Annotated in this window: 19 protein-coding genes; 8 read left to right on the plus strand and 11 right to left on the minus strand. The window is 64.3% G+C overall.

Annotated features, from left to right (window positions below; all coding sequences use genetic code 11):
* Positions 1-85: 85 nt before the first annotated feature.
* From AC1D1L_RS21935 to AC1D1L_RS21960, 6 genes are all read right to left on the minus strand, one after another.
* The gene (locus AC1D1L_RS21935; protein WP_477343529.1) at positions 86-1,243 is read right to left on the minus strand and encodes a YncE family protein; all 1,158 of its coding nucleotides are present in this window, start codon (positions 1,241-1,243) and stop codon (positions 86-88) included.
* Between the two features lie 107 nt (positions 1,244-1,350).
* Positions 1,351-2,631 (minus strand): GNAT family N-acetyltransferase, encoded by a 1,281-nt coding sequence (locus AC1D1L_RS21940; protein ID WP_477343530.1) that lies wholly within the window; start codon positions 2,629-2,631, stop codon positions 1,351-1,353.
* Positions 2,631-4,034 (minus strand): lipopolysaccharide biosynthesis protein, encoded by a 1,404-nt coding sequence (locus AC1D1L_RS21945; RefSeq protein ID WP_477343584.1) that lies wholly within the window; start codon positions 4,032-4,034, stop codon positions 2,631-2,633. Before AC1D1L_RS21945 ends, AC1D1L_RS21940 begins: the two co-directional genes overlap by 1 nt.
* 269 nt (positions 4,035-4,303) lie before the next feature.
* Positions 4,304-4,807, minus strand: a complete 504-nt coding sequence (locus tag AC1D1L_RS21950; RefSeq protein WP_477343531.1) for a hypothetical protein — start codon at positions 4,805-4,807, stop codon at positions 4,304-4,306.
* Between the two features lie 167 nt (positions 4,808-4,974).
* Positions 4,975-5,280 carry a hypothetical protein gene (locus tag AC1D1L_RS21955; protein WP_477343532.1) on the minus strand — a complete coding sequence of 102 codons (306 nt, stop codon included), beginning with the start codon at positions 5,278-5,280 and terminating at the stop codon, positions 4,975-4,977.
* Complete coding sequence (locus tag AC1D1L_RS21960) at positions 5,258-5,530, minus strand: DUF4242 domain-containing protein (protein WP_352557606.1); 273 nt, start codon at positions 5,528-5,530, stop codon at positions 5,258-5,260. The genes AC1D1L_RS21955 and AC1D1L_RS21960 overlap by 23 nt, the downstream gene beginning before the upstream one ends.
* Positions 5,531-5,737: 207 nt before the next feature.
* On the opposite strand from AC1D1L_RS21960, the gene AC1D1L_RS21965 reads away from it, so the two are divergent.
* Positions 5,738-8,359, plus strand: coding sequence for an ATP-binding protein (locus AC1D1L_RS21965; protein WP_477343533.1), 2,622 nt, complete (start codon positions 5,738-5,740; stop codon positions 8,357-8,359).
* Positions 8,360-8,457: 98 nt separating this feature from the next.
* Here the strand turns inward: AC1D1L_RS21965 and secA are convergent, their stop codons facing one another.
* Positions 8,458-11,190, minus strand: coding sequence for a preprotein translocase subunit SecA (secA, locus tag AC1D1L_RS21970; RefSeq protein ID WP_477343534.1), 2,733 nt, complete (start codon positions 11,188-11,190; stop codon positions 8,458-8,460).
* A 243-nt stretch (positions 11,191-11,433) separates the two neighbouring features.
* Here secA and AC1D1L_RS21975 point away from each other — a divergent pair, with 243 nt between their 5' ends.
* Positions 11,434-12,351, plus strand: a complete 918-nt coding sequence (locus AC1D1L_RS21975; RefSeq protein WP_477343535.1) for a peptidylprolyl isomerase — start codon at positions 11,434-11,436, stop codon at positions 12,349-12,351.
* A 74-nt stretch (positions 12,352-12,425) separates the two neighbouring features.
* Here AC1D1L_RS21975 and AC1D1L_RS21980 read toward each other — a convergent pair whose 3' ends face one another.
* The 3 genes from AC1D1L_RS21980 to AC1D1L_RS21990 form a co-directional block, all read right to left on the minus strand.
* Complete coding sequence (locus tag AC1D1L_RS21980; protein WP_477343536.1) at positions 12,426-13,370, minus strand: glycosyltransferase; 945 nt, start codon at positions 13,368-13,370, stop codon at positions 12,426-12,428.
* A 25-nt stretch (positions 13,371-13,395) separates the two neighbouring features.
* Entirely contained in the window at positions 13,396-13,980 is a 585-nt protein-coding gene (locus AC1D1L_RS21985; protein WP_477343537.1) for a TetR/AcrR family transcriptional regulator, read from the minus strand.
* A gap of 142 nt (positions 13,981-14,122) precedes the next feature.
* Positions 14,123-14,326: a hypothetical protein gene (locus tag AC1D1L_RS21990; RefSeq protein ID WP_477343538.1), complete on the minus strand. Its 204-nt coding sequence runs from the start codon at positions 14,324-14,326 to the stop codon at positions 14,123-14,125.
* Between the two features lie 168 nt (positions 14,327-14,494).
* On the opposite strand from AC1D1L_RS21990, the gene argJ reads away from it, so the two are divergent.
* From argJ to AC1D1L_RS22015, 5 genes are all read left to right on the plus strand, one after another.
* Positions 14,495-15,736: a bifunctional glutamate N-acetyltransferase/amino-acid acetyltransferase ArgJ gene (gene argJ / locus AC1D1L_RS21995; RefSeq protein WP_112562280.1), complete on the plus strand. Its 1,242-nt coding sequence runs from the start codon at positions 14,495-14,497 to the stop codon at positions 15,734-15,736.
* 29 nt (positions 15,737-15,765) lie between these two features.
* On the plus strand, positions 15,766-16,515 hold the full coding sequence (locus AC1D1L_RS22000; protein ID WP_477343586.1) for a GNAT family N-acetyltransferase: 750 nt from the start codon (positions 15,766-15,768) through the stop codon (positions 16,513-16,515).
* Complete coding sequence (gene mutT / locus AC1D1L_RS22005) at positions 16,512-16,931, plus strand: 8-oxo-dGTP diphosphatase MutT (protein WP_112562281.1); 420 nt, start codon at positions 16,512-16,514, stop codon at positions 16,929-16,931. Before AC1D1L_RS22000 ends, mutT begins: the two co-directional genes overlap by 4 nt.
* A 98-nt stretch (positions 16,932-17,029) precedes the next feature.
* The gene (locus AC1D1L_RS22010; RefSeq protein ID WP_477343539.1) at positions 17,030-17,344 is read left to right on the plus strand and encodes a hypothetical protein; all 315 of its coding nucleotides are present in this window, start codon (positions 17,030-17,032) and stop codon (positions 17,342-17,344) included.
* A gap of 127 nt (positions 17,345-17,471) precedes the next feature.
* Positions 17,472-17,654 carry a Flp family type IVb pilin gene (locus tag AC1D1L_RS22015; protein ID WP_112562283.1) on the plus strand — a complete coding sequence of 61 codons (183 nt, stop codon included), beginning with the start codon at positions 17,472-17,474 and terminating at the stop codon, positions 17,652-17,654.
* A gap of 12 nt (positions 17,655-17,666) precedes the next feature.
* Here the strand turns inward: AC1D1L_RS22015 and AC1D1L_RS22020 are convergent, their stop codons facing one another.
* The gene (locus AC1D1L_RS22020; protein WP_477343540.1) at positions 17,667-18,539 is read right to left on the minus strand and encodes a class I SAM-dependent methyltransferase; all 873 of its coding nucleotides are present in this window, start codon (positions 18,537-18,539) and stop codon (positions 17,667-17,669) included.
* A gap of 56 nt (positions 18,540-18,595) precedes the next feature.
* On the opposite strand from AC1D1L_RS22020, the gene AC1D1L_RS22025 reads away from it, so the two are divergent.
* A complete protein-coding gene (locus AC1D1L_RS22025; RefSeq protein ID WP_477343587.1) occupies positions 18,596-19,381 on the plus strand; it encodes a ComF family protein in 786 nt (261 codons plus the stop codon).
* Positions 19,382-19,409: the final 28 nt, after the last annotated feature.

The raw sequence follows: 19,409 nt of genomic DNA on the forward strand, positions 1-19,409 counted from the left end.
CGTCACTTGTTCCACTTTTTGTAGGTGCTCGATTTCATGTGTGTTTCTGGTCCGGCTAAGAGCACTATTTTTCCCGTAGACGCACCTAACGCATATTTCCCGTATGGCCCTGCGAGTACCGTCCTGGCTGCGGCCAGACCGTTAGGCCGTGCGGCTCGGCGCCGACGCGGAGTTTGGTGACGGCGCCTGATGTCGTGTCGATCATGTAGGCGGCGCCGTCGAAGCGGCCGGAGAGCCATAGCTGTCTGCCGTCGGCGCTGACATTGCCCATGTCGGGGCTGCCGCCGCCGGGGATCGGCCATTGCGCGACAACCGCGCGGGTGGCGAAGTCGATCACGGTCACGCTGCCCGGTCCCTTTGCCTTGCCCTGCTCCATTTTGTGCGAGCCGCGATTCGACACATAGAGCCGCTTGCCGTTGCGGCTGACGACGAAGCCGTGAGCCCCGATGCCCGTCGGGATGAAGCCGATTTCCTTGAAACTGTCGCCATCGACCAGGAAGACGCCGTCATTCATCATGTCGGCGACGTAAAACACCTTGCCGTCGGGCGAGAGGCGGATGTCCTGCGGCATGCCCATTTTCGAGAAGTCGAGATGGCCAAGCACCTTCTGGTTCTTCAGGTCGATCTTGGCCAGGCCGCCATTGCCGTATTCGCAGGTGAAGATCGCGTAGGAACCGTCGACCGAGAAATCGGCGTGGTTGATGCCGGCGCAGGTCGGCGTCGGCAGGCTCGATTTCAGCGCCATGGTGTGTGGGTCGCGGAAATCGAGCCGCTCCAGGGCTTCGTCGACGACGATGGCCGCGTTGCCATCCGGCATGAAATACAAATTGTAGGGATCGTCTACGGCGATCTGCGGGCCGGGCTTGCCGGTCATCGGGTCGATCGGCGTCAGGCTGCCATTCTTGCCGGTGCCATTGTTGGCGACCCAGAGCGTCTTCAGGTCCCACGAGGGCACGACGTGCTGCGGTTTGCTGCCGACGGAGAAGCTGTCGACCTCCTTCAGCGTGATGGCGTCGATCACCGTGACGCTGTTGGAGGAGCGGTTCGGCACATAGACGCGCGGCAGCGCGCCCAGCGTGGCCGGGCTGAGGTGGCCGGCGCCGGTGTGGCGGTAGATGTTGACGGGCGGCGCGGGCTCGCTGCAATCCTCGGGACAGCTATCGGCCCAGGCCCGGACGGGCAGCAGCGCAAGCAGCAGGAAGGCCGCACGGGTACTGGCGTGACGCAAAAAGGTTCTGATCATCAGGATGGCTTGTCGTGAAGGCCGGCCGAAATTGCCGCCGCGACCCATAGCTTGGGTTTTGTCGTTGATCCAGTGGCTTTTCTCAAGGCTCCCGCGGGGCACACGGCTCAGCGCCGTCCCAGCAAACTCTTCACGCGGTTGCGCAGCAGGCGGGCCATGTTGCGGGTCTCGCGGTAGAGGTGCAACTGCGAGGCGGCCTGGCGGGCGAGGCGGTCGGCATCCGGCGTCAGCCCGATCACCAGCGAGCCCATCGGCTTGCGCTCGCTCCACAGCCGGCTCATCACCGGATGGTCGGGCACGGCGCAGGAATCGGTCATCATGACGTTGGGGTCGTCGAGATGCTGCTTGGTCACCTCGATCATCAACAGCGTGCCCGGCGAGTAGGTCGCCAGCGTCTCGTCATAGGCGGTCTTCCAGGTGTAGGCGACGCCGGCCTCGACGAAGACGACCAGGCAGGCGATGGTGCGGCCGTCCAGCGTCAGCGAATGGATGCGGCACATGTCGTGCTCGGCCAGCCGGTGCACGGCCTCGCGGGCGAAGGCGGCGCGGTAGCGGTCGATGGCCATGGCGGTGCGCTCGCGGCCCTTCCAGCCGGCGGCTTCCAGCGTCAGAAAACTTTCGATGGCATGGCGGATTTCGTCCGGGCCGCGCGCCACGATGTGTTCCAGTTTGCCGAGATCGCCCAGGCGCCGCTTCAGGCGGCGGAATTCGCGATGGTGATGCGCGCGCAGCGACGTCTTCAGATAGGCCTCGCCGTCGAGCGTACTTTCGAGCACCGGCCGGTCCGCCTTGCCGGTGGTAACCATTGTCAGGCCGCGCGTCTCGGCAACGGTGGCAAGCACGCTCGCCAACGGGCCGTCTAGCCGCATGTCGGGCAGCACGAAGACCTTCGGCAGCTTCAGGTGCGGCCGCGACAGCATGCCGAAGAAATCCTCGACGACGCCGATCGGGTCGTCGTGGTCGACCAGCGGCGTGCCGATCGGGCCGAACGGGCTCGACCAGGTGCGCATCACCGGAACGCCGAGCGGCACGGCCGGCCGCTCGACCGAGAACGGCACCAGCAGGCGCAGGCGGTTGCGATATTCGTCACCGTCGCGGATCACCGCCAGCTTGACCTCGCGATCCTCCAGCCGGGGCATGGCCGGCGCCAGGAAGCGTGGGTTGAAGAAGACGTTGGGTTCGATCGTGCGGGTGCAAAGAAAGTCGAGTTCTTCGACCAGCTCGAAGCCGGCCGAGGCCGGATAGATCGCCAGCTTGCGCTGCGGCCGGTTGTTGGCGAGGATCTCGAGATGGGCCGGGTCGGCGTCGCGCGCCAGGCCGGCGAGGCCCGACACCATGGCGCCGGCCGGACCGCCACTGGTCTCCTCGATCAACGGGATGGCGGCCATCAGGCGGCTCCCCTGGCTGCGGGCATGAAGATCAACATGACGATACCAAGCTTGCGCCAGACGGTGAAGGACAGCGCGCTCGCCTCGAAGACCATGGCAAGGCTGGTGGCGATTGCGGCCCCCCACAGGCCGAAGAGCGGGATCAACACTATGTTGAGGCCGATGTTGAAGGCCAGCGTCATGGCATAGACGGCGGCGCAGATGTTTTGGTTGCCGCTCATCGTCAAAAGGCTTTCGCAGGGGCCGACAGCGGCGCGCGCCACGACGCCGAACACCAGCAGGAACAGCAGCGGATAGCCGGCGGTGAATTCCGGGCCGAACAGCACCAGCATGGGCTCGCCGAGCAGCAGCACCAGCAGCGCCATCAACAGCGAGGGCCAGAAGGTCCACGACACGGTCTCGCGGGCAAAGGCGGCGAGCTTTTCCGGTTCGCCATGGGTGAACTGCGCATAGCGCTGGGCGACGCCGGCCTTGACGGAGAAATAGACGAAATGCACCAGCGCCAGCGTCTTGACGGTGGCGAAATAGACGGCGACGTCGTTGGGTTGCAGATAGGCGCCAACCATCAGCACATCGGCGTTGGTGAGCAGGAAGAAGAAGCTTTCGACCAGGAAGATCGGCAGCGAGACGATGAACCACTCGGAAAAATGCACCTTCATCGGCCCGGCCGGGATGTTCTTGCCCATGCGCGAGGTAACGCCGATGAGCTGACCGAGCGTGGTGGCGTAGGTGGCGGCGATCGAGGCGAAGATCGCGGTGCGGGCGTCAGGCGCGTAACCCATTGCCAACATCAGCGCCATCAGCGCCAGGATCAGCACCGGCCGCACCAGATAGGTCGGCGACAATGCAAACAGCGCCCAGGAATTGGCGCGCGACTGGCCTTGCAGCAGGTCGCCCATGGCAATCATCGGCAGGCAGAACAGGCCGAGGATGAACGGGATGACATAGTAGCTCTCGATCCAGTCCGCGCACAGCCAGACCCCCAGTGCGCCAAGTCCGGCGATCGCGGTTGAGGCAATCAGCACGAACAGGCGGCTGGCGACCACGATGCCGCGCAATTCGGCCAGCATGTTGCGTTCGCGGTATTCGGGGATGAAGCGGATGACCGAGGTGTGGAAGCCGAGGCAGGCAAGGTTGCCGACGATGACCATCGTCACCCAGACGAGGACGAAGATGCCGTATTCGAACGAGCCCATCCAGCGCGCCATCAGCACCTGGCTGATGAAGGCGATGACGGCGCTGACGATGCGGATGGCAAAAGCGATGAGCGACATGCGCCCGGCTTCGCCGCGCTCGTCGGCGGTGAACAGCACCGCATCGATGCGGCCAAGCAGCGGCCCCATGCGCAGCGCCAAGCGCTGCGGCAAGAACCGCCCGGCCGTCGTCGCCGCGGAAAAGCGCACTCCGATCACACTCCGTTTTCCGCCTCTTTTCTGGGTTTCGATCTATCCGAAACACCTTAAGAAAGCGTGGGCAGGTGCGGGTGCGCCGAGCGGCCGAGGACAGCCGCGTGTGCAAGGTACGTCAATCGTATGCCAGTCGCAGAACGAAAAGGCGAGCGAACGCCGGGGAAGCTTGGGGAGCCGGGTCGGCGTTGCGCTCGCCCCTCCCCCCGCCAAGGGAGAAGGCCAGGCACCGGGTGTCCGGTGCCCGAGGTGTCACATGGGGAGGGTTACATTCCCTTCATTGCGTCGCACGACACGTTCGGGTTCATGTCTGCGAAGGCGCCCGTCGGGTTCTGCTTCCAGGCCCAGACATGCAGTTCGTAGAACGGCCCAAGGCCGTAGCGGTTGGGGGCGCTGTTGAAGTTGAACAGCTGGCCTTCGAGCGAGGCCGGGCCCTTCGAGGTGATGTATTCGACCGCTATCAGCTTCAGGCTGCCGTCGGCCATCGGCTCGTACATCACCGCCTCGGGCTTGGCGACATCGACGGCATCGTCCTTGAGATAGGCGCCGTTGACATAGTGGATGCCCATGGCGCCGCCGGTGATGCCGCTGGCGCAAGGGATCGGGGCGTAGCCTTCGGCTGTGGCGGCTGCAACATTCTCGAAGCGGCTGTTGGCGGCGCGCACCTTTTCGGCCAGCGGATTGGCGTCATGTGCCTGGGCGGCGGTGCCGGCCGCGATCGAGATGGCGGCCAGGGCCGCGAAGCGTGTCGTCCAAAGAGTTGTGGTCATGGTCTTTCCATTCGTTTGTTGACGCTCGAGGCGACGGCGACCCGGTCGGGCCTGCCGAAACGCTGGCAGCGTTGGATTGGTGGGACGGGCTTGTCCGTCCCGGTTCATGCGATGGTCATGCGGCGCCGGTTGCCGAGCTTACGGCCGCCGCTAAAACCCGTGCAAAATCAACGATCCCAAAAGTAATATTGCCAATACTCCTGCGGAACTTCCCGTTCCGAGAGCCCGATGTCGCTCCTCAGATAGTCGCCTTCCGGGGGCAGGCGCCGCCTTTCAGACAGATACGCAGGCAGCTTCGTCGCGAACCGCCATAGACGGCCGAGCAGGGAGGTTGGCTGCCCGGTCTTTCCCAGGACAGGCTCGGTTCCACCGACCGGCAGGCCATCAGGCAGTTCGCCATGGCCGCGAAGGGCAGTTTGATGCTCATCATTGTAGCGACCGAGCGCGCGATCAGAGGTAAAAGTAAGGGTCAAGAACCCGTACCTCCGTGATCTTGTCGACCGGCAGCGAATTTTTCTGGGCGGTGCTGCGGATCGCTTCGGGCGAGGGCGCGTCGTAGATGCAGAAGCTGCGCTTCTTGTCGGGCGTGACGAAGGACTGGATCCAGGTGACGCCCTTTTCGGCATTGCGCATGACGACGCCGCCCACCGCGCTGGCGCCGATGTCGGTCATCGGTATGTTGAGGCCGTCCGGGAATGTACGTTCAATCAGATAGCGAGGCATGGAAGGCTTCCTTTTCCATTGATTCACGCTCGATCGGAGCGCTGCTGGACGTTGACCATGCCGGCCCGGCCCGCGCATCGGAACGATTCCCCATATTTGGCGGGACGATTCCCTATGTTGGCGTCGTTCTTTGTGGAAAGAGGCACGGCAATGTGTGCAAAGTCACATTGCGGCGCTCTCTTCACGGGCTATCGTGAGCGGCCCGCCATGGTGGGAAAACTCCGATCATACGAGACGATGATGATGCTTCTGGAACGGCAGACCCAGCTGCAGCAGCTGGAGACCTTGCTTGGCGATGCAATCGGCGGCCATGGCCGCGTCGCGGTGCTGGCGGGGGAGGCAGGCGCCGGCAAGACGACGCTTGTCGAGGCGTTCGTGGCCCGTGTCGGGCAGAGCGCGGTGACGTTGCGCAGCGCTTGCGAGGACCTGTCGATCCCCGATCCGCTGGGGCCGCTCTACGATCTGGCCCGTGAGGCGCAATGGGCGCTGCCGCGCGCGATCGACGCCCGGCATGGGCAGAGATTGCCGCTGTTTTCCGATGCGCTCGACGCATTTGCGGCGAAGGGACCGAGCCTGCTTGTGATCGAAGACCTGCACTGGGCCGACGATGCGACGCTCGACTTCGTGCGCTTCCTCGGCCGGCGTATCGCCAACACCCACATCCTGCTGTTGCTCACGGCGCGCACCGACCGCAGCGAAGGACAGATGCGCGTGCGGCGCGCGCTGGGCGAAATCCCGGCAGGCAGCGTGGCGCGCATCGACGTGCCGCTGCTCAGTGAGGCAGCGGTGCTGTCGCTTGCCGATGCGGCCGGCCGCGATGGCGATGCCATCTATCGGGCGACCGCGGGCAATGCCTTCTTCGTTACCGAATTGCTGTCAGCCGAAAACGAAACGGCGTTGCCGGCAAGCGTGCGCGACGCCGTGCTGGCGCGGGCCGAGCGGCTCTCGGTTGGCGCCCGGGCGATGCTCGATGCGGTGTCGGTGTTTCCGCGGCGGGCCGACGCCTGGGCCTTGCAGGGCCTGTGTGGCGTCGCCAGCGCCGGCCAGCTGGCCGAGTGTGTCGCCAATGGCCTGCTCGATGATCTGGGCGATGGCTACGCCTTCCGCCACGACATTGCGCGGCGCGCCATCGAAATGATGCTGACGACATCACACAGGCGGCAATTCAACCAACGTGCCCTGGCTGCGCTGCTCGAGAATGGCGACGTCTCCACCGGCCGCCTGGTGCATCATGCGGTCGAGGCCCACAATCTGGCGGCGGTGCGCGAACTTGCGCCGATCGCCGCGCGCGAGGCGTCGCGCGTCGGCGCCCATCGCGATGCCGCTGGCTACTACGAGATCGCCTTGCAGCAGGCCGACAGCCTGCCGGCCACGGAACGTGCGGAACTCTACGAAAGACATGCCTTCGAATGCCACCTCATCGGCAAGATCGCCGACGCGCTCGCGTCGCAGGGACAGGCACGACGACTGCATCAAGCCAACGGCAACAGGCTGAAGGAAGGCGATAGCCTGAGATGGCTTTCCCGACTGAGCGAAATGGGCGACGACCGCGAGGCGGCGGCCGCTTTCGGGGCCGAGGCGGTGGCGATGCTGGAAGCTGCTCCCGCCGGTCCGGAACTCGCCATGGCCTATTCGAACCTTTCCCATCTGGCGATGCTGTCGGAAAGGGTGGAGGACACGCTGTTCTATGGCGAGAAGGCGGCGGCGCTGGCCGGGCGCATGAACCGGCCCGACATCGCCTCGCATGCCCTCAACAATGTCGGCTGCGTCGAGCAGTGGCTGGATCCGGCTGCCGGGCGCCAGCGCCTCGACCAAAGCCTTGAAATCGCGCTGCAGGGCAATTTCCAGGAGCACGCCGCGCGCGCCTTCACCAATCGCGCCTGCTTCGAGATCACCCAGATGAGCTACGACGCGGCGCGGCCGGTGCTTGAGAGCGGCATCCACTATTGCACCGAAAACGACCTCGGCACATGGCGCGACTATCTCAGGGGCATGCTGGCCGATGTACAGCTGCGCCAGGGCCAATGGGACGAGGCCGCCGCGACAGCAACCGACGTCATCGACAATGAGCGGACAGCGACGGTGGGCCGGTTTCCGGCGCTGCTGGCGTTGGCGAAACTGCGACTGCGGCGTGGCGATCCGTCGGCCGAGCCCTTGTTTGCCGAAATGGCGCGGTTCGTCGGAAGTGGTGCGGACCTGCAGATGCTGAGTTCATACGCAGCGCTGATGGCGGAGCAGGCATGGCTGGGGCTGGCCGACAAAGAGGAGGCGCTGGCGTTGATCACCCGCGCCGAAACGCCGATGCGCTCGCGCGCCCATGTCGGCGAGCTGGCGCTGTGGCGAACATTGCTCGCTCCGGACATGCCGGCCGGCGATACTGCCGATATGGCCACCCCATACCGACTGCTTTTGACCGGCGACTGGCGTTCGGCTTCGGCATTGTGGGCCGAATTGAATGCGCCATACGAACGCGCTTTGGCGCTCATCCTTGGCGATGAAGAGGGGCAGCGGCTGGCACTGGATATCTTTGACGGCCTGGGGGCAAGGCCGGCTGCCCAGCGCCTGCGCGATATCATGCGCAAGAACGGCATTGGCGGCATCGCCCGCGGCCCGCGCCGGTCGACACGCGCCAACGTGGCCGGCCTCACCTTGCGCCAGATGCAGGTGCTGCAGCTGATCGAACGCGGCTTATCCAACAAGCGGATCGCCGAGCAGTTGACGATTTCGCCGAAGACGGTCGATCACCACGTCTCGGCGGTGCTGGGCAAGCTGGATGCGGTGTCGCGCGGCGAAGCGACCGCCGCGGCGCGCGATTCCGGGTTGCTGTGAGGGTGGTTTAGCCGGCTAAACTAGCGAACGGCAGCGCCGCCCCTCATCCGGCCCTGCGGGCCACCTTCTCCCCGTAAAACGGGGAGAAGGAAGAGAAATCAGGCAAACGCGCCGTGGCAGTGCTTGTATTTCTTGCCGGAGCCGCAGGGGCAGGCTTCGTTGCGGCCGACCTTGCCCCAGGTCGCCTGGTTGTTCGGATCGCGGTCTTCGGGAGCGACGATGGCGTTGCTCTCCTGGCGGACCAGAAGGGCCGTCTCGCCGCCCTGGAAATCGTCCTCGCCGGTGGTGCCGTCAATGTGGCTGCCGAACATGTCGGGCGCCTCAGGCGGCGGCGCTTCGGCGGCCTGGCGGACCAGTTCGACGCGCATCAATTGCGCGGTGACGGCCTGGCGCAGATTGCCGAGCAGCGCCTGGAACAGCTCGAACGCCTCGCCCTTGTACTCCTGCAGCGGGTCGCGCTGGGCGTAGCCGCGAAAGCCGACGACCGAACGCAGATGGTCGAGGTTGACGATGTGCTCGCGCCACAGATGGTCGAGCGTCTGCAGCACCACCGAACGTTCGACATAGCTCATCACGTCGGGGCCGAAACGCTCGGCGCGCTCCTTGGCGGCGGCGTCGGCGGCCTCGGTCAGGCGCTCGCGGATGTCGTCCTCGGCAATGCCTTCTTCCTTGACCCAGTCCTCGACCGGCAGATCGAGATTGAGGAATTCGGCGACTTCGGCCTTGAGGCCGGCGACGTTCCACTGCTCCGCATAGGCGTTTTCGGGGATGTTCTTGGTGACGATCTCCTCGATGACGCCTTCGCGCATCTCGGCGATCGTCTCGGACAGGCCTTCGCCGTCCATCAATTCGATGCGCTGCTCGAACACGACCTTGCGCTGGTCGTTGGACACGTCGTCGTATTTCAGCAGGTTCTTGCGGATGTCGAAGTTGCGCGCCTCGACCTTCTTCTGCGCCTTTTCGAGCGCCTTGTTGATCCACGGATGGATGATGGCCTCATCTTCCTTGAGGCCGAGCTTCTGCAGCATGCCGTCCATGCGCTCGGAACCGAAGATGCGCATCAGATCGTCCTGCAGCGACAGGAAGAATTTCGAACGGCCGGGGTCGCCCTGGCGGCCGGAACGGCCGCGAAGCTGGTTGTCGATGCGGCGCGATTCATGGCGCTCGGTGGCGAGCACGTAGAGGCCGCCGGCGGCCAGCGCCTTGTCCTTCAGGCGCTCGACATCGGCAATGATTTCCTTTTCGCGTGCCTCGCGCTCGGGGCCTGCAGGCATGTCGCCCAGTTCGTCCTCGATGCGCATCTCGGCGTTGCCGCCGAGTTTGATGTCGGTGCCGCGTCCCGCCATGTTGGTGGCGATGGTGATGGCACCGGGCTTGCCGGCCTGGGCGACGATGGCCGCCTCGCGCTCGTGATGGCGGGCGTTCAGCACCTCGAAATCCTTGAACCCTTCCTTGCGCAGGCGCTCGGCCAGCTGCTCGGATTTTTCGATGGAGGTGGTGCCGACCAGCGTCGGCTGGCCCTTGGCGCGCGCTTCCTTGATCTCCTTGACGATCGCCTTGTACTTCTCCTCGACCGTCCGGTAGACCTCGTCGTCCTCATCAATGCGGATAACCGGCAGATTGGTCGGGATTTCGGTGACTTCGAGGCCGTAGATGTTGCCGAACTCCTCGGCCTCGGTCAGCGCCGTGCCGGTCATGCCGGACAGCTTCTTGTAGAGGCGGAAATAATTCTGGAAGGTGACGGAGGCCAGCGTCTGGTTTTCCGGCTGGATCGCCACATGCTCCTTGGCTTCGAGCGCCTGGTGCAGGCCTTCGGAATAGCGGCGTCCCGGCATCATGCGGCCGGTGAATTCGTCGATGATGACGATCTCGTCGTTGCGGACGATGTAGTCCTTGTCCTTCTGGAACAGCCGGTGCGCCTTCAGCGCGTTGTTGACGTGGTGAACGATGGCGACGTTCTCGACGTCATAGAGCGACTCGCCCTTGAGCAGGCCGGCCGCGCGCAGCAGGTTTTCCAGCTTCTCGGTGCCTTCCTCGGTGAAGATCGAGGTCTTCTGCTTCTCGTCGATCTCGTAGTCTGCCGGGCCGAGCTGCAGCATGAAGGCGTCGATGGTGTTGTACATTTCCGAACGGTCCTCGAGCGGACCGGAAATGATCAGCGGCGTGCGCGCCTCATCGACCAGGATGGAATCGACTTCGTCGACGATCGCGTAATTGTGGCCGCGCTGCACCATCTGGGCGCGCTCATATTTCATGTTGTCGCGCAGATAGTCGAAACCGAGCTCGTTGTTGGTGGCGTAGGTAACATCGGCGGCGTAGGCGACGCGGCGCTCCTCATCGGAGAGACCATGGACGATGACGCCGACCGAAAGGCCGAGGAATTTGTAGACGCGGCCCATCCATTCGGAGTCGCGCGTGGCCAGGTAGTCGTTGACGGTGACGACGTGGACGCCCTTGCCGGCCAGCGCGTTGAGATAGACGGGGAGGGTGGCGACCAGCGTCTTGCCCTCGCCGGTGCGCATTTCGGCGATGCCGCCATTGTGCAGCACCATGCCGCCGATCAGCTGCACATCGAAGGGGCGCATGCCGAGCACGCGGCGCGCCGCCTCGCGGGCGGTGGCGAAGGCCGGTATCAGCAGGTCATCTAGCGTGGCGCCGTTGGCGATATCCTGGCGGAATTTTTCCGTGCGCGCCTGAAGTTCGGCGTCAGACAACGCCCGCATCTCGTTTTCCATGGCGTTGATCGCCTCGACACGCGGACGGGTCGCCTTGACGCGGCGATCATTTGAGGAGCCGAAAACCTTACGGGCGAGACCGCCGAGACTGACCATCCAATGGTCCTTTCGATAGAATTCTCAATCTTGAGACGAGCGCCGGCCGGCCCCATCAATTCCGCGTGAAACGCAGACAAACGCAAAAAGCGCCCGGAAAACGGTTCTGGACGCAAAGTCGTTGGACAGATAAGAGGGGGCTCAACTGATGTCAACGCCGCGTTAGCCCTATGGGCAGCGCCAAATTCCGCCACAATCCGGCTGATCTGCAAGCCCGACCAATCCCCCTTGGAGTTAATCTTGATGTCCTTACTGTTTCGCCGTGCGTCGCTCGCCAGCCTTGGCCTGGTCTTCGGCCTGTCGGCTCTTTCGCTGTCGCCTGTCATGGCCCAGGAAGCCGCTCCCGCACCGGCCGATGCTGCAGCGCCCGCCGCCGCCCCCGTCGATCCCAACGCGGTCGTCGCTACCGTCAATGGCGAGAAGCTGACCGAGGCGGACCTTGGGCTTGCCGAGGGTGAGCTGTCGCAGCAGTTCGCGCAGTTGCCGCCCGAGCAGCGCCGCGCCGCCGCCCTTTCCGCGGCCATCGAGATCCGCGTCATGGCCGCCCAGGCAGTCGCCACCGGGCTCGACAAGGATCCCGAATTCCAGCGCCGCATGGCGTTCCTGCAGCAGCGCGCGCTGCATGGCGAGATGGTCGAAAAGGGCGTCGTCGACAAGGTTACCGACGCCGAGGTGCGTGCCCGCTACGATCAGGAAATCGCCAGCACGCCGCCGGTCAATGAGGTTCATGCCCGTCACATCCTCGTGAAGACGAAGGAAGAAGCCGAGGCGATCATCAAGCAGCTCGACGGGGGAGCCGATTTCCAGAAGCTCGCCAACGAGCACACCAGCGATCCCTCGGGCAAGACCAATGGCGGCGATCTCGGCTGGTTCGGCCCGGGCCAGATGGTGCCTGAGTTCGACAAGGCGGCATTCGCCCTCGACGTCGGCAAATACACCAAGGAGCCAGTGCAGTCGCAGTTCGGCTGGCACGTCATTAAGCTCGAGGACAAGCGCACCAAACAGCCGCCGGCGTTCGACGACGTCAAGGACCAGGCCAAGCAGGCGGTCATCCGCGACAAGTATTTTGCGCTGGTCAAGCAGCTGCGCGGCGCCGCCAAGGTCGAAATCCCGGACGCCAATTTGAAGAAGGCCGTCGACACGATGGAAGCCGGCAAGTAAGGCGGCGCCTCCAAAAGCATGCAAAAGGGCGCCGTTTGGCGCCCTTTTCGTTTCGAGCCTTGGCTGGCGGAAAGTCAGCGATAGTGGGTGGAGGCCTTGAACGTCGCCGGATCGCCTGCGGCAAGGGCACCGGTGAATTCGGGGATGCGCAGCAGAAGCATCATCGCCCAGAACAGCGGCCAGTCCGTCCAGCGGCAAAACGCCGTGCCGACGGCCTGCGCCGTCTGGCGGTTTTCCTTGAAGGACGTTTTCACGGCCCGCCAGGCGAGGCCCAGCCTCGAACGTCGGCCCTTCGTCAGCAGATCCATGCGCGCGTATTGGTAGCCCTTGTTGCGCCTGACATCCCAGATGAAGCCCAGGCCCTCATAGGCGTGGATCGAGACCGCCTCGGTGGCCACCTCCATGGCCACGCCATCCCTCAGCATCGCGTGCTGCCGCAGATGCGAGGAGACGAAAGGTCCGTGGTCGGCTTCGAAGCGATAGCGTTCGAGAACCGGCCGCCGGTACAGAGCTCCATTGTTGCTGACATGGATGATCTGGCCGTTGCGGTTGCGGCGCTCAATGAAGCCGCGGTCGAGCAGCGACATCACCCGCATCATCATGGTGTCCTTGCCGTAAGTGGTGCGGCCGGAAATCGCATCGATCTTCGGGTTTTTCAAGACAGCTTCGTAAAGGATCGCCAGCCATCCGGGCCGCGTCAGGCAATCGGCCTCGACCACGGCGACGAGGTCATGGCGGCAATAGGCGAGTGCTGCGTCCTTCAGTTGCGAGGACTCATCGCTGTCATGAGTGGCGACGATAACCGACGGGCAGAAAAAGGCGGGCTTTCCGGACAGTTCCGCTTCGATCGCCGATGCATGGCCATGCGGCAGCATGATGATGATTTCGGCGGGCACGCCACGTGCGTCCTGCGCGTAGGCACGCACGGCCCGGCGCAGTTCGTCGTCGCCATCCGGCGTCAGATAGTCGGAAACGATGATCAGGCTGACGGGCAGAACCGGCAAGGCGTTTTCGGTCAAGTCGCCCCCCGGCGATTGTCGGCGATTAGCGAGAGATGCCAGATATCACATAGCGGACGGTGGCGCGGATTGTAACCTCATCTTCGTCGAGACGGTTGGTCAAAAGGTGTTTCCAGGCGTAGGAAGCCATGAGGTCGGCGACCAGCGCCGCATCAACATCAGCCACAACCTCGCCTCGCATCTTGGCGCGCTCGATGATCCGGGCAGTATGGGACCGACGTCCATCGGCATAGCCGTTCAGGGCCACGGCCGCAGCTTCATCGGACTGCGCTTCGGCCACCAAGGACCGAAATACGCTGCCCGAGGATGTGTCGCGCCAGTGCGAGAAGAGGTTTTGAAGGAAACCAACGAGGTCGTCTTCAAGATTGCCGGTATCGGGGACGTCGACGCGCTTTTGCCGTTTGTAGACCTCGAGCAGCAGGGCTGCCTTGCTTGGCCACCAACGATAGATCGTGGGTTTGCCGGCGCGCGCCCGCCGCGCCACAGCTTCAATGGAAAAGCCGGCATAGCCAGCCTCGACCAGCACCGCCTCCGCAGCCTCCAGGATAGCCTCGGCGCTGTCGGGGTTTCGCCGCGCCCCGATCGATCTGCGCGCCGGATCCTCGCCCATGTCTGTCCTCGCCAACACTTTCGCCGGCAATATAGGTGAGCCGGCAGTCAAACGAAACGGCCCGTTTCAAGCGATATTGTGGAAGTCGGCAAGCGCGGTGCAGCAGATAGGCTTTGGGGGCAGGGCTCGCCCTCGGCAGCGATCAGTTCATCGCTTGCGAGGTTTCCGAGGCGATCCGCCATTGGCCGGCAATGTCGAGCGCATCGTTGACCGGATTGGTGAGTGTGCCGGCCTCGGCATAGGTGCCGTTGCCGATGACCAGCGCCACGCGCCGTTCCTGCTGCGCATCGGCGCTCAGGAGCAAAAGCCCCATAAACGCCACCGCCAAGATAATCAGCCTGCCCATGGCCGATATCATAACGCCGGAGGCCCCGGTGGCGCCAACGGATTTGAAATGCAAGCTTAATCCAAGGTGGCTTGCCGGTGCCGACGGCAAAGAAAACGCCCTTGCGCCGGGCCGTGGTATCGGGCAAACCGGCCTTCCCCAGCGTTTTCCCGTCGCCCGAGGTCTCCAATGTCCGCAACGATTTCGCCGCTCGCGCCGAAGAAATATCCCAAAATGCCTGCCATTGAGGGCGTGCGCATCGCCACCGCCGAGGCCGGGATCAAGTACAAGAACCGCACCGATTTGCTGGCCATGGTCTTCGATGCCGGCACCGCTGTCGCCGGTGTGTTCACGAAATCGAAATGCCCCTCGGCACCGGTCGATTTCTGCCGGCAGAACCTTGGCGCCGGCAAGGCGCGGGTGCTGGTCGTCAATTCCGGCAACGCCAACGCCTTCACCGGCAAGAAGGGCCGCGCCTCGACGCAACTGACCGGCGAGGCGGCGGCCAAGGCTGCAGGCTGTACGCCAGGCGAAGTGTTCCTCGCCTCCACCGGCGTCATCGGCGAGCCGCTCGACACCAGCAAATTCAGCCATCTGCTGGCCGGACTGGTCAAGGACGGCAAGCCGGACCTTTGGACCGAAGCGGCCAAGGCCATCATGACCACCGACACCTATCCGAAGGTGGCGACCGCGACGGTCAAGCTCGGCGACGCCGACGTCATCATCAACGGCATTTCCAAGGGCGCCGGCATGATCGCGCCCGACATGGCGACGATGCTGTCCTTCATCGCCACCGACGCACCGATCGCCGCCCCCGTGCTGCAGGATTTGTTGTCGCGCGGCACGGCCAAGACCTTCAATGCGGTCACCGTCGACAGTGACACCTCGACCAGCGACACGCTGCTGTTGTTCGCCACCGGTGCCGCCGCCAAGCGCGGCGCGCCCGCCATCAGCGATCCCAAGGATGCGCGCCTCGGCGCCTTCCGCCGCGCACTCGGCAAGGTGCTGAAATCTCTGGCGCTGCAAGTGGTGCGCGACGGCGAGGGCGCCCGCAAGCAGGTTGAAGTCACCGTTACTGGCGCGAAATCCGCGCGCTCGGCCAAGCGCATCGCGCTGTCGATCGCCAATTCGCCGCTGGTCAAGACGGCGGTTGCCGGCGAGGACGCCAATTGGGGCCGCGTCGTCATGGCCGTCGGCAAGGCCGGCGAACCGGCCGATCGCGACCTTCTGTCGATCTGGTTTGGCGACAACCGGCTGGCGCATGAGGGCGAACGCGACCCGGGCTACTCCGAGGAGGCGACCTCGGCCTATATGAAGCGCGACGACATCCGCATCCGCGCCGATATCGGCATCGGCCGCGGCAAGGCGACGGTGTGGACCTGCGACCTCACCAAGGAATATGTCGCCATCAATGGCGACTACCGGAGCTGATGGAATTGGCTTCCAGGCATCCGGCAAGCATGCTCGCCATCGTGCGCCGCTACGAGGCGGCGGGTTTTCGCGCCTGGCCGGCGGCGGCTGTCCACTATGACGGCACCTGGGTGGTGCGGCTGACGGCCGGCCATCCGGCCAAGCGGCTGAACTCGGTCAATCCGCTCGATCCCGGCGATACCCAGCACATTGCCGAGCGCATCGGCCGCGCCAGCCGGCGCTTCGATGCCTATGGCAGGCCGCTGACCTTCCGCATCTCGCCGCTGTCAGGGCCGGACCTGGCCAGGCATCTCGACAATGAGGGCTGGAGCACATTCGACGAATCGCTGGTGATGCGGCTGCCGCTGGCGGACGCCCAGCTGGCGCCGGCCATGGACCAGATTCCGCTGAAGGATATCAGCCGCTTTCTTGGTGCGTCGCTCAAGGTCAGCGGCTCGGATCCATCGCTGCGGCCGGGGCTTTCGGAAATCATCGGCGCGATTCAACCCGAGGTCGGGCTGTTTGCGCTTGAGGAAGTGGCCGACCCGCTGGCGGTGCTGATCTGCGTCCATGACGGCGATCTCGCCGGCTTGTTCGAGATCGCCACCGACAAATCGGCGCGCAACAAGGGTCACGGCCGCAACCTGATCCTGTCGGCGCTGAAATGGGCCAGGCTGCGCGGGGCGCGGGAAGCCTGGCTGCAGGTCGAGGCCGGCAATGCGCCGGCGCTTGCGCTCTATCGCTCGCTCGGCTTTGAGGAAGTCTATCGCTACCACTATCGCCGTCCGCCCGGCGCATGAGCGAGGTTGCTAAAGGTAAACGCCTGCTCCTGGTCGCCGCCTGCGCGCTGGTCGATACCGATGGCCGCGTGCTTCTGGCGCAGCGGCCAGAAGGCAAGCAGCTTGCCGGCCTGTGGGAGTTTCCGGGCGGCAAGGTCGAGCCCGGCGAGACGCCGGAACAATGCCTGATCCGCGAACTGCAGGAAGAGATCGGCATCGAGACCGACATACCGTGCCTGGCGCCGCTGACCTTTGCCAGCCATTCCTACGATGATTTCCATCTCTTGATGCCGCTCTTCGTCTGCCGTCGCTTTCGCGGCATCGCGCAGCCGAAAGAGGGGCAGGTGCTGAAATGGGTGCGGCCGAAGCAAATGCGGGACTATCCGATGCCGCCTGCCGACGCACCGCTGATCCAGTTCCTCATCGACCTGTTGTGAGCAGAAGCCATTTCGCCGGCCTGATTCAGCCAGCGTTAATGGAAGATTTATCTCGTCGTGAAAAATTGCGGCAAAGCGGATTCGCCGGGAGCGATTGCATGAGCCTCGACAGGGAATGGGACTCGATCCGGCCGGATCGCAGCTTTCGCGCCGCCAATGCCGGTATGAGCATATTGCGCATCACGTTGCTGTTCGGCTCGGCTGCGGTGGCACTGGCCCTGATTGCGGTCCCCGTCCTCGACAAACAGACGCGATCGTCCAGCCGCGATGCCCTTACAAGCGGCCTGGACACGATGAACACCGGCTCGGTCGGCGCGCGCGCCACCTATACGCTGCGCAGAAGCGTGCTGCAGCCCTCACCCAGTTCGGTCTGCATCATCCGCACCGACGGCCAGCGTAGCGGCGACTGCTGACGAAGAAGGTCAACAAAAGCTTATTGATTTCCTTAACGCAGGCCCCGTTTCATCGCCCGTTAAGCTTGTGCCGTTAACCTTTCTTAACAGGTCGGCGGTATGGTCGTGACAAGAGGGATCGACGATCATGAAGACATTGTTGCAACGATTTTTGGAAGATGAAACAGGCGCTACGGCCATTGAATATGGCCTGATTGTCGCCGTGCTGTCGCTTGCCATCGTCGGCGGCATCGGCAAGGTCAGCAATGCGATCCAGTTTCTATTCAGCGACACCAATAGCAAGCTAGCCAACGCCTTCGCCGAGCACTGATCCGGAGCGGCGTCACCGCCCGCCGGGATCTTCCAGTATGGTCTTCAGCGAGACCTTCGCGGAGCCCGGTTTCAAAGGCTTTTGCTGCGAGGCATCGGGTGCCCAGCCCGACATCCAGACAACAGAGAAACTTGCCCTGATCCGGCCATCGGCGTCTGAAAAGCGTTCGGCATAGATTTCGGCTGCACGGGCAAACAGCGTTCGCGCACCCGGCCGCCGGCTGCGATCGGTCAGCGCGTTGGTTTCGCCCATCGCCCTGAGATCGGCGGTGAGGTCGAACAGCGTGTCGTAGCGCACGGTCACCGTTTCGACGTCGGCCACCGGCAGCGCAAGGCCAGCGCGCTGCAGCAGTGCGCCGGCGTCGCGGACATCGGTGAAGGGGATGACACGCGGGCTAGCGCCGCCATAAAGCTCGGTCTCGGCAGCGAGCAGGCTTTCGCGAAGTTCGGAAAGTGTGCCGGCGCCGGCGAAGGCGCCGAGGAAAAGCCCGTCGGGCCGCAAAGCACGGCGGATCTGCACCAGCATGCCGGGAATGTCATTCATCGCCTGCAAAGACAGAAGCGAGACGGCGAGGTCGAGGCTTTCGGGCTGGAACGGCACGGTCTCCAGCGGTGCTACCAGCCCTGGCCGGCCGTCCAGAAACGCTGCGTCCGCTTCGACGCGCACAATTTCTGCTGCCTTGCCGCTTGCAGCAACCACATCCGCCGCGGCCGGCGTCTGGCAAAACAGCACGGCGGCCTTGCCGAACCGGCGTTCGACCGCGCCGAGCCGGTCAGCGAGATCTTCCGCTGCCCGCCGCATCAGAAAATCGGCGCCGGCCACGGGGTGGGCCAACGCCCTGCGCTTGTGTGCCAGCCAGAGCTCTGTATCGATGATGGGCTGCAAGGCAAACAATCCCTGTCTGTCCGCCTTGTGATATCGTGGCGCGGACGACAAACCACGTGGCCGATCCGGTGATGGAGATCAAGAGCCTCGCTCAAACGATGTTGGACTGGCCGACACGGGTGCTGTTCCCGCCGGTCTGCGCCGGCTGCCGCAGGCATGTCTCTCAGCCCGGTGTTTTATGCGGCGCCTGCTGGCCCAAGCTCAGGCTCTTGGAGCGGCCATGGTGCGCTGTGATGGGCACGCCATTCACCCACGACATGGGTGAGGGGTTCCTGTCGGCCGAAGCGATCGCCGATCCGCCGCCTTTCGAGCGGGCGCGGGCGGCCGTGGCCTATTCGGGGGTTGCCCGCCAGATGGTGCAAGGGCTGAAATACCAGGACCGCACTGATCTTGCGCCATGGATGGCGCGCTGGATGCTGCGCGCCGGCGCCGAACTGATCGCGGATGCCGATGTCGTCGTGCCGGTGCCGCTGCACTGGCGGCGCTTTTTCAAGCGACAGTTCAACCAGTCGGCGGAACTGGCAAGGGCTGTTTCGCAGCTCAGCGGGGTGTCTTTCTCGCCCTCGGCGATCCGGCGCGTCAAGCTCACGCGCCAGCAGGTCGGGCTGGAGCGGCAGGAGCGCGAGGACAATGTGCGCGCCGCCTTCCGTGTGCCCACGGAAGCAGAAATCGAGATCGCCGGCCGCCGCGTGCTTCTGGTCGACGATGTCTACACCACGGGCGCCACCGTGCGCTCGGTCGCCAAGGCATTGAAAAAGGGTGGCGCCGGAGCGGTCGACGTGCTGACCTTCGCGCGTGTCCTGCCGGGGGACTTTCGGGCAGACGAGTCCGCGACTATATAAGATCAAGGAAAGACAGGATTGCAGACTG

This window comes from Mesorhizobium sp. P2_D6 (assembly GCF_056404315.1).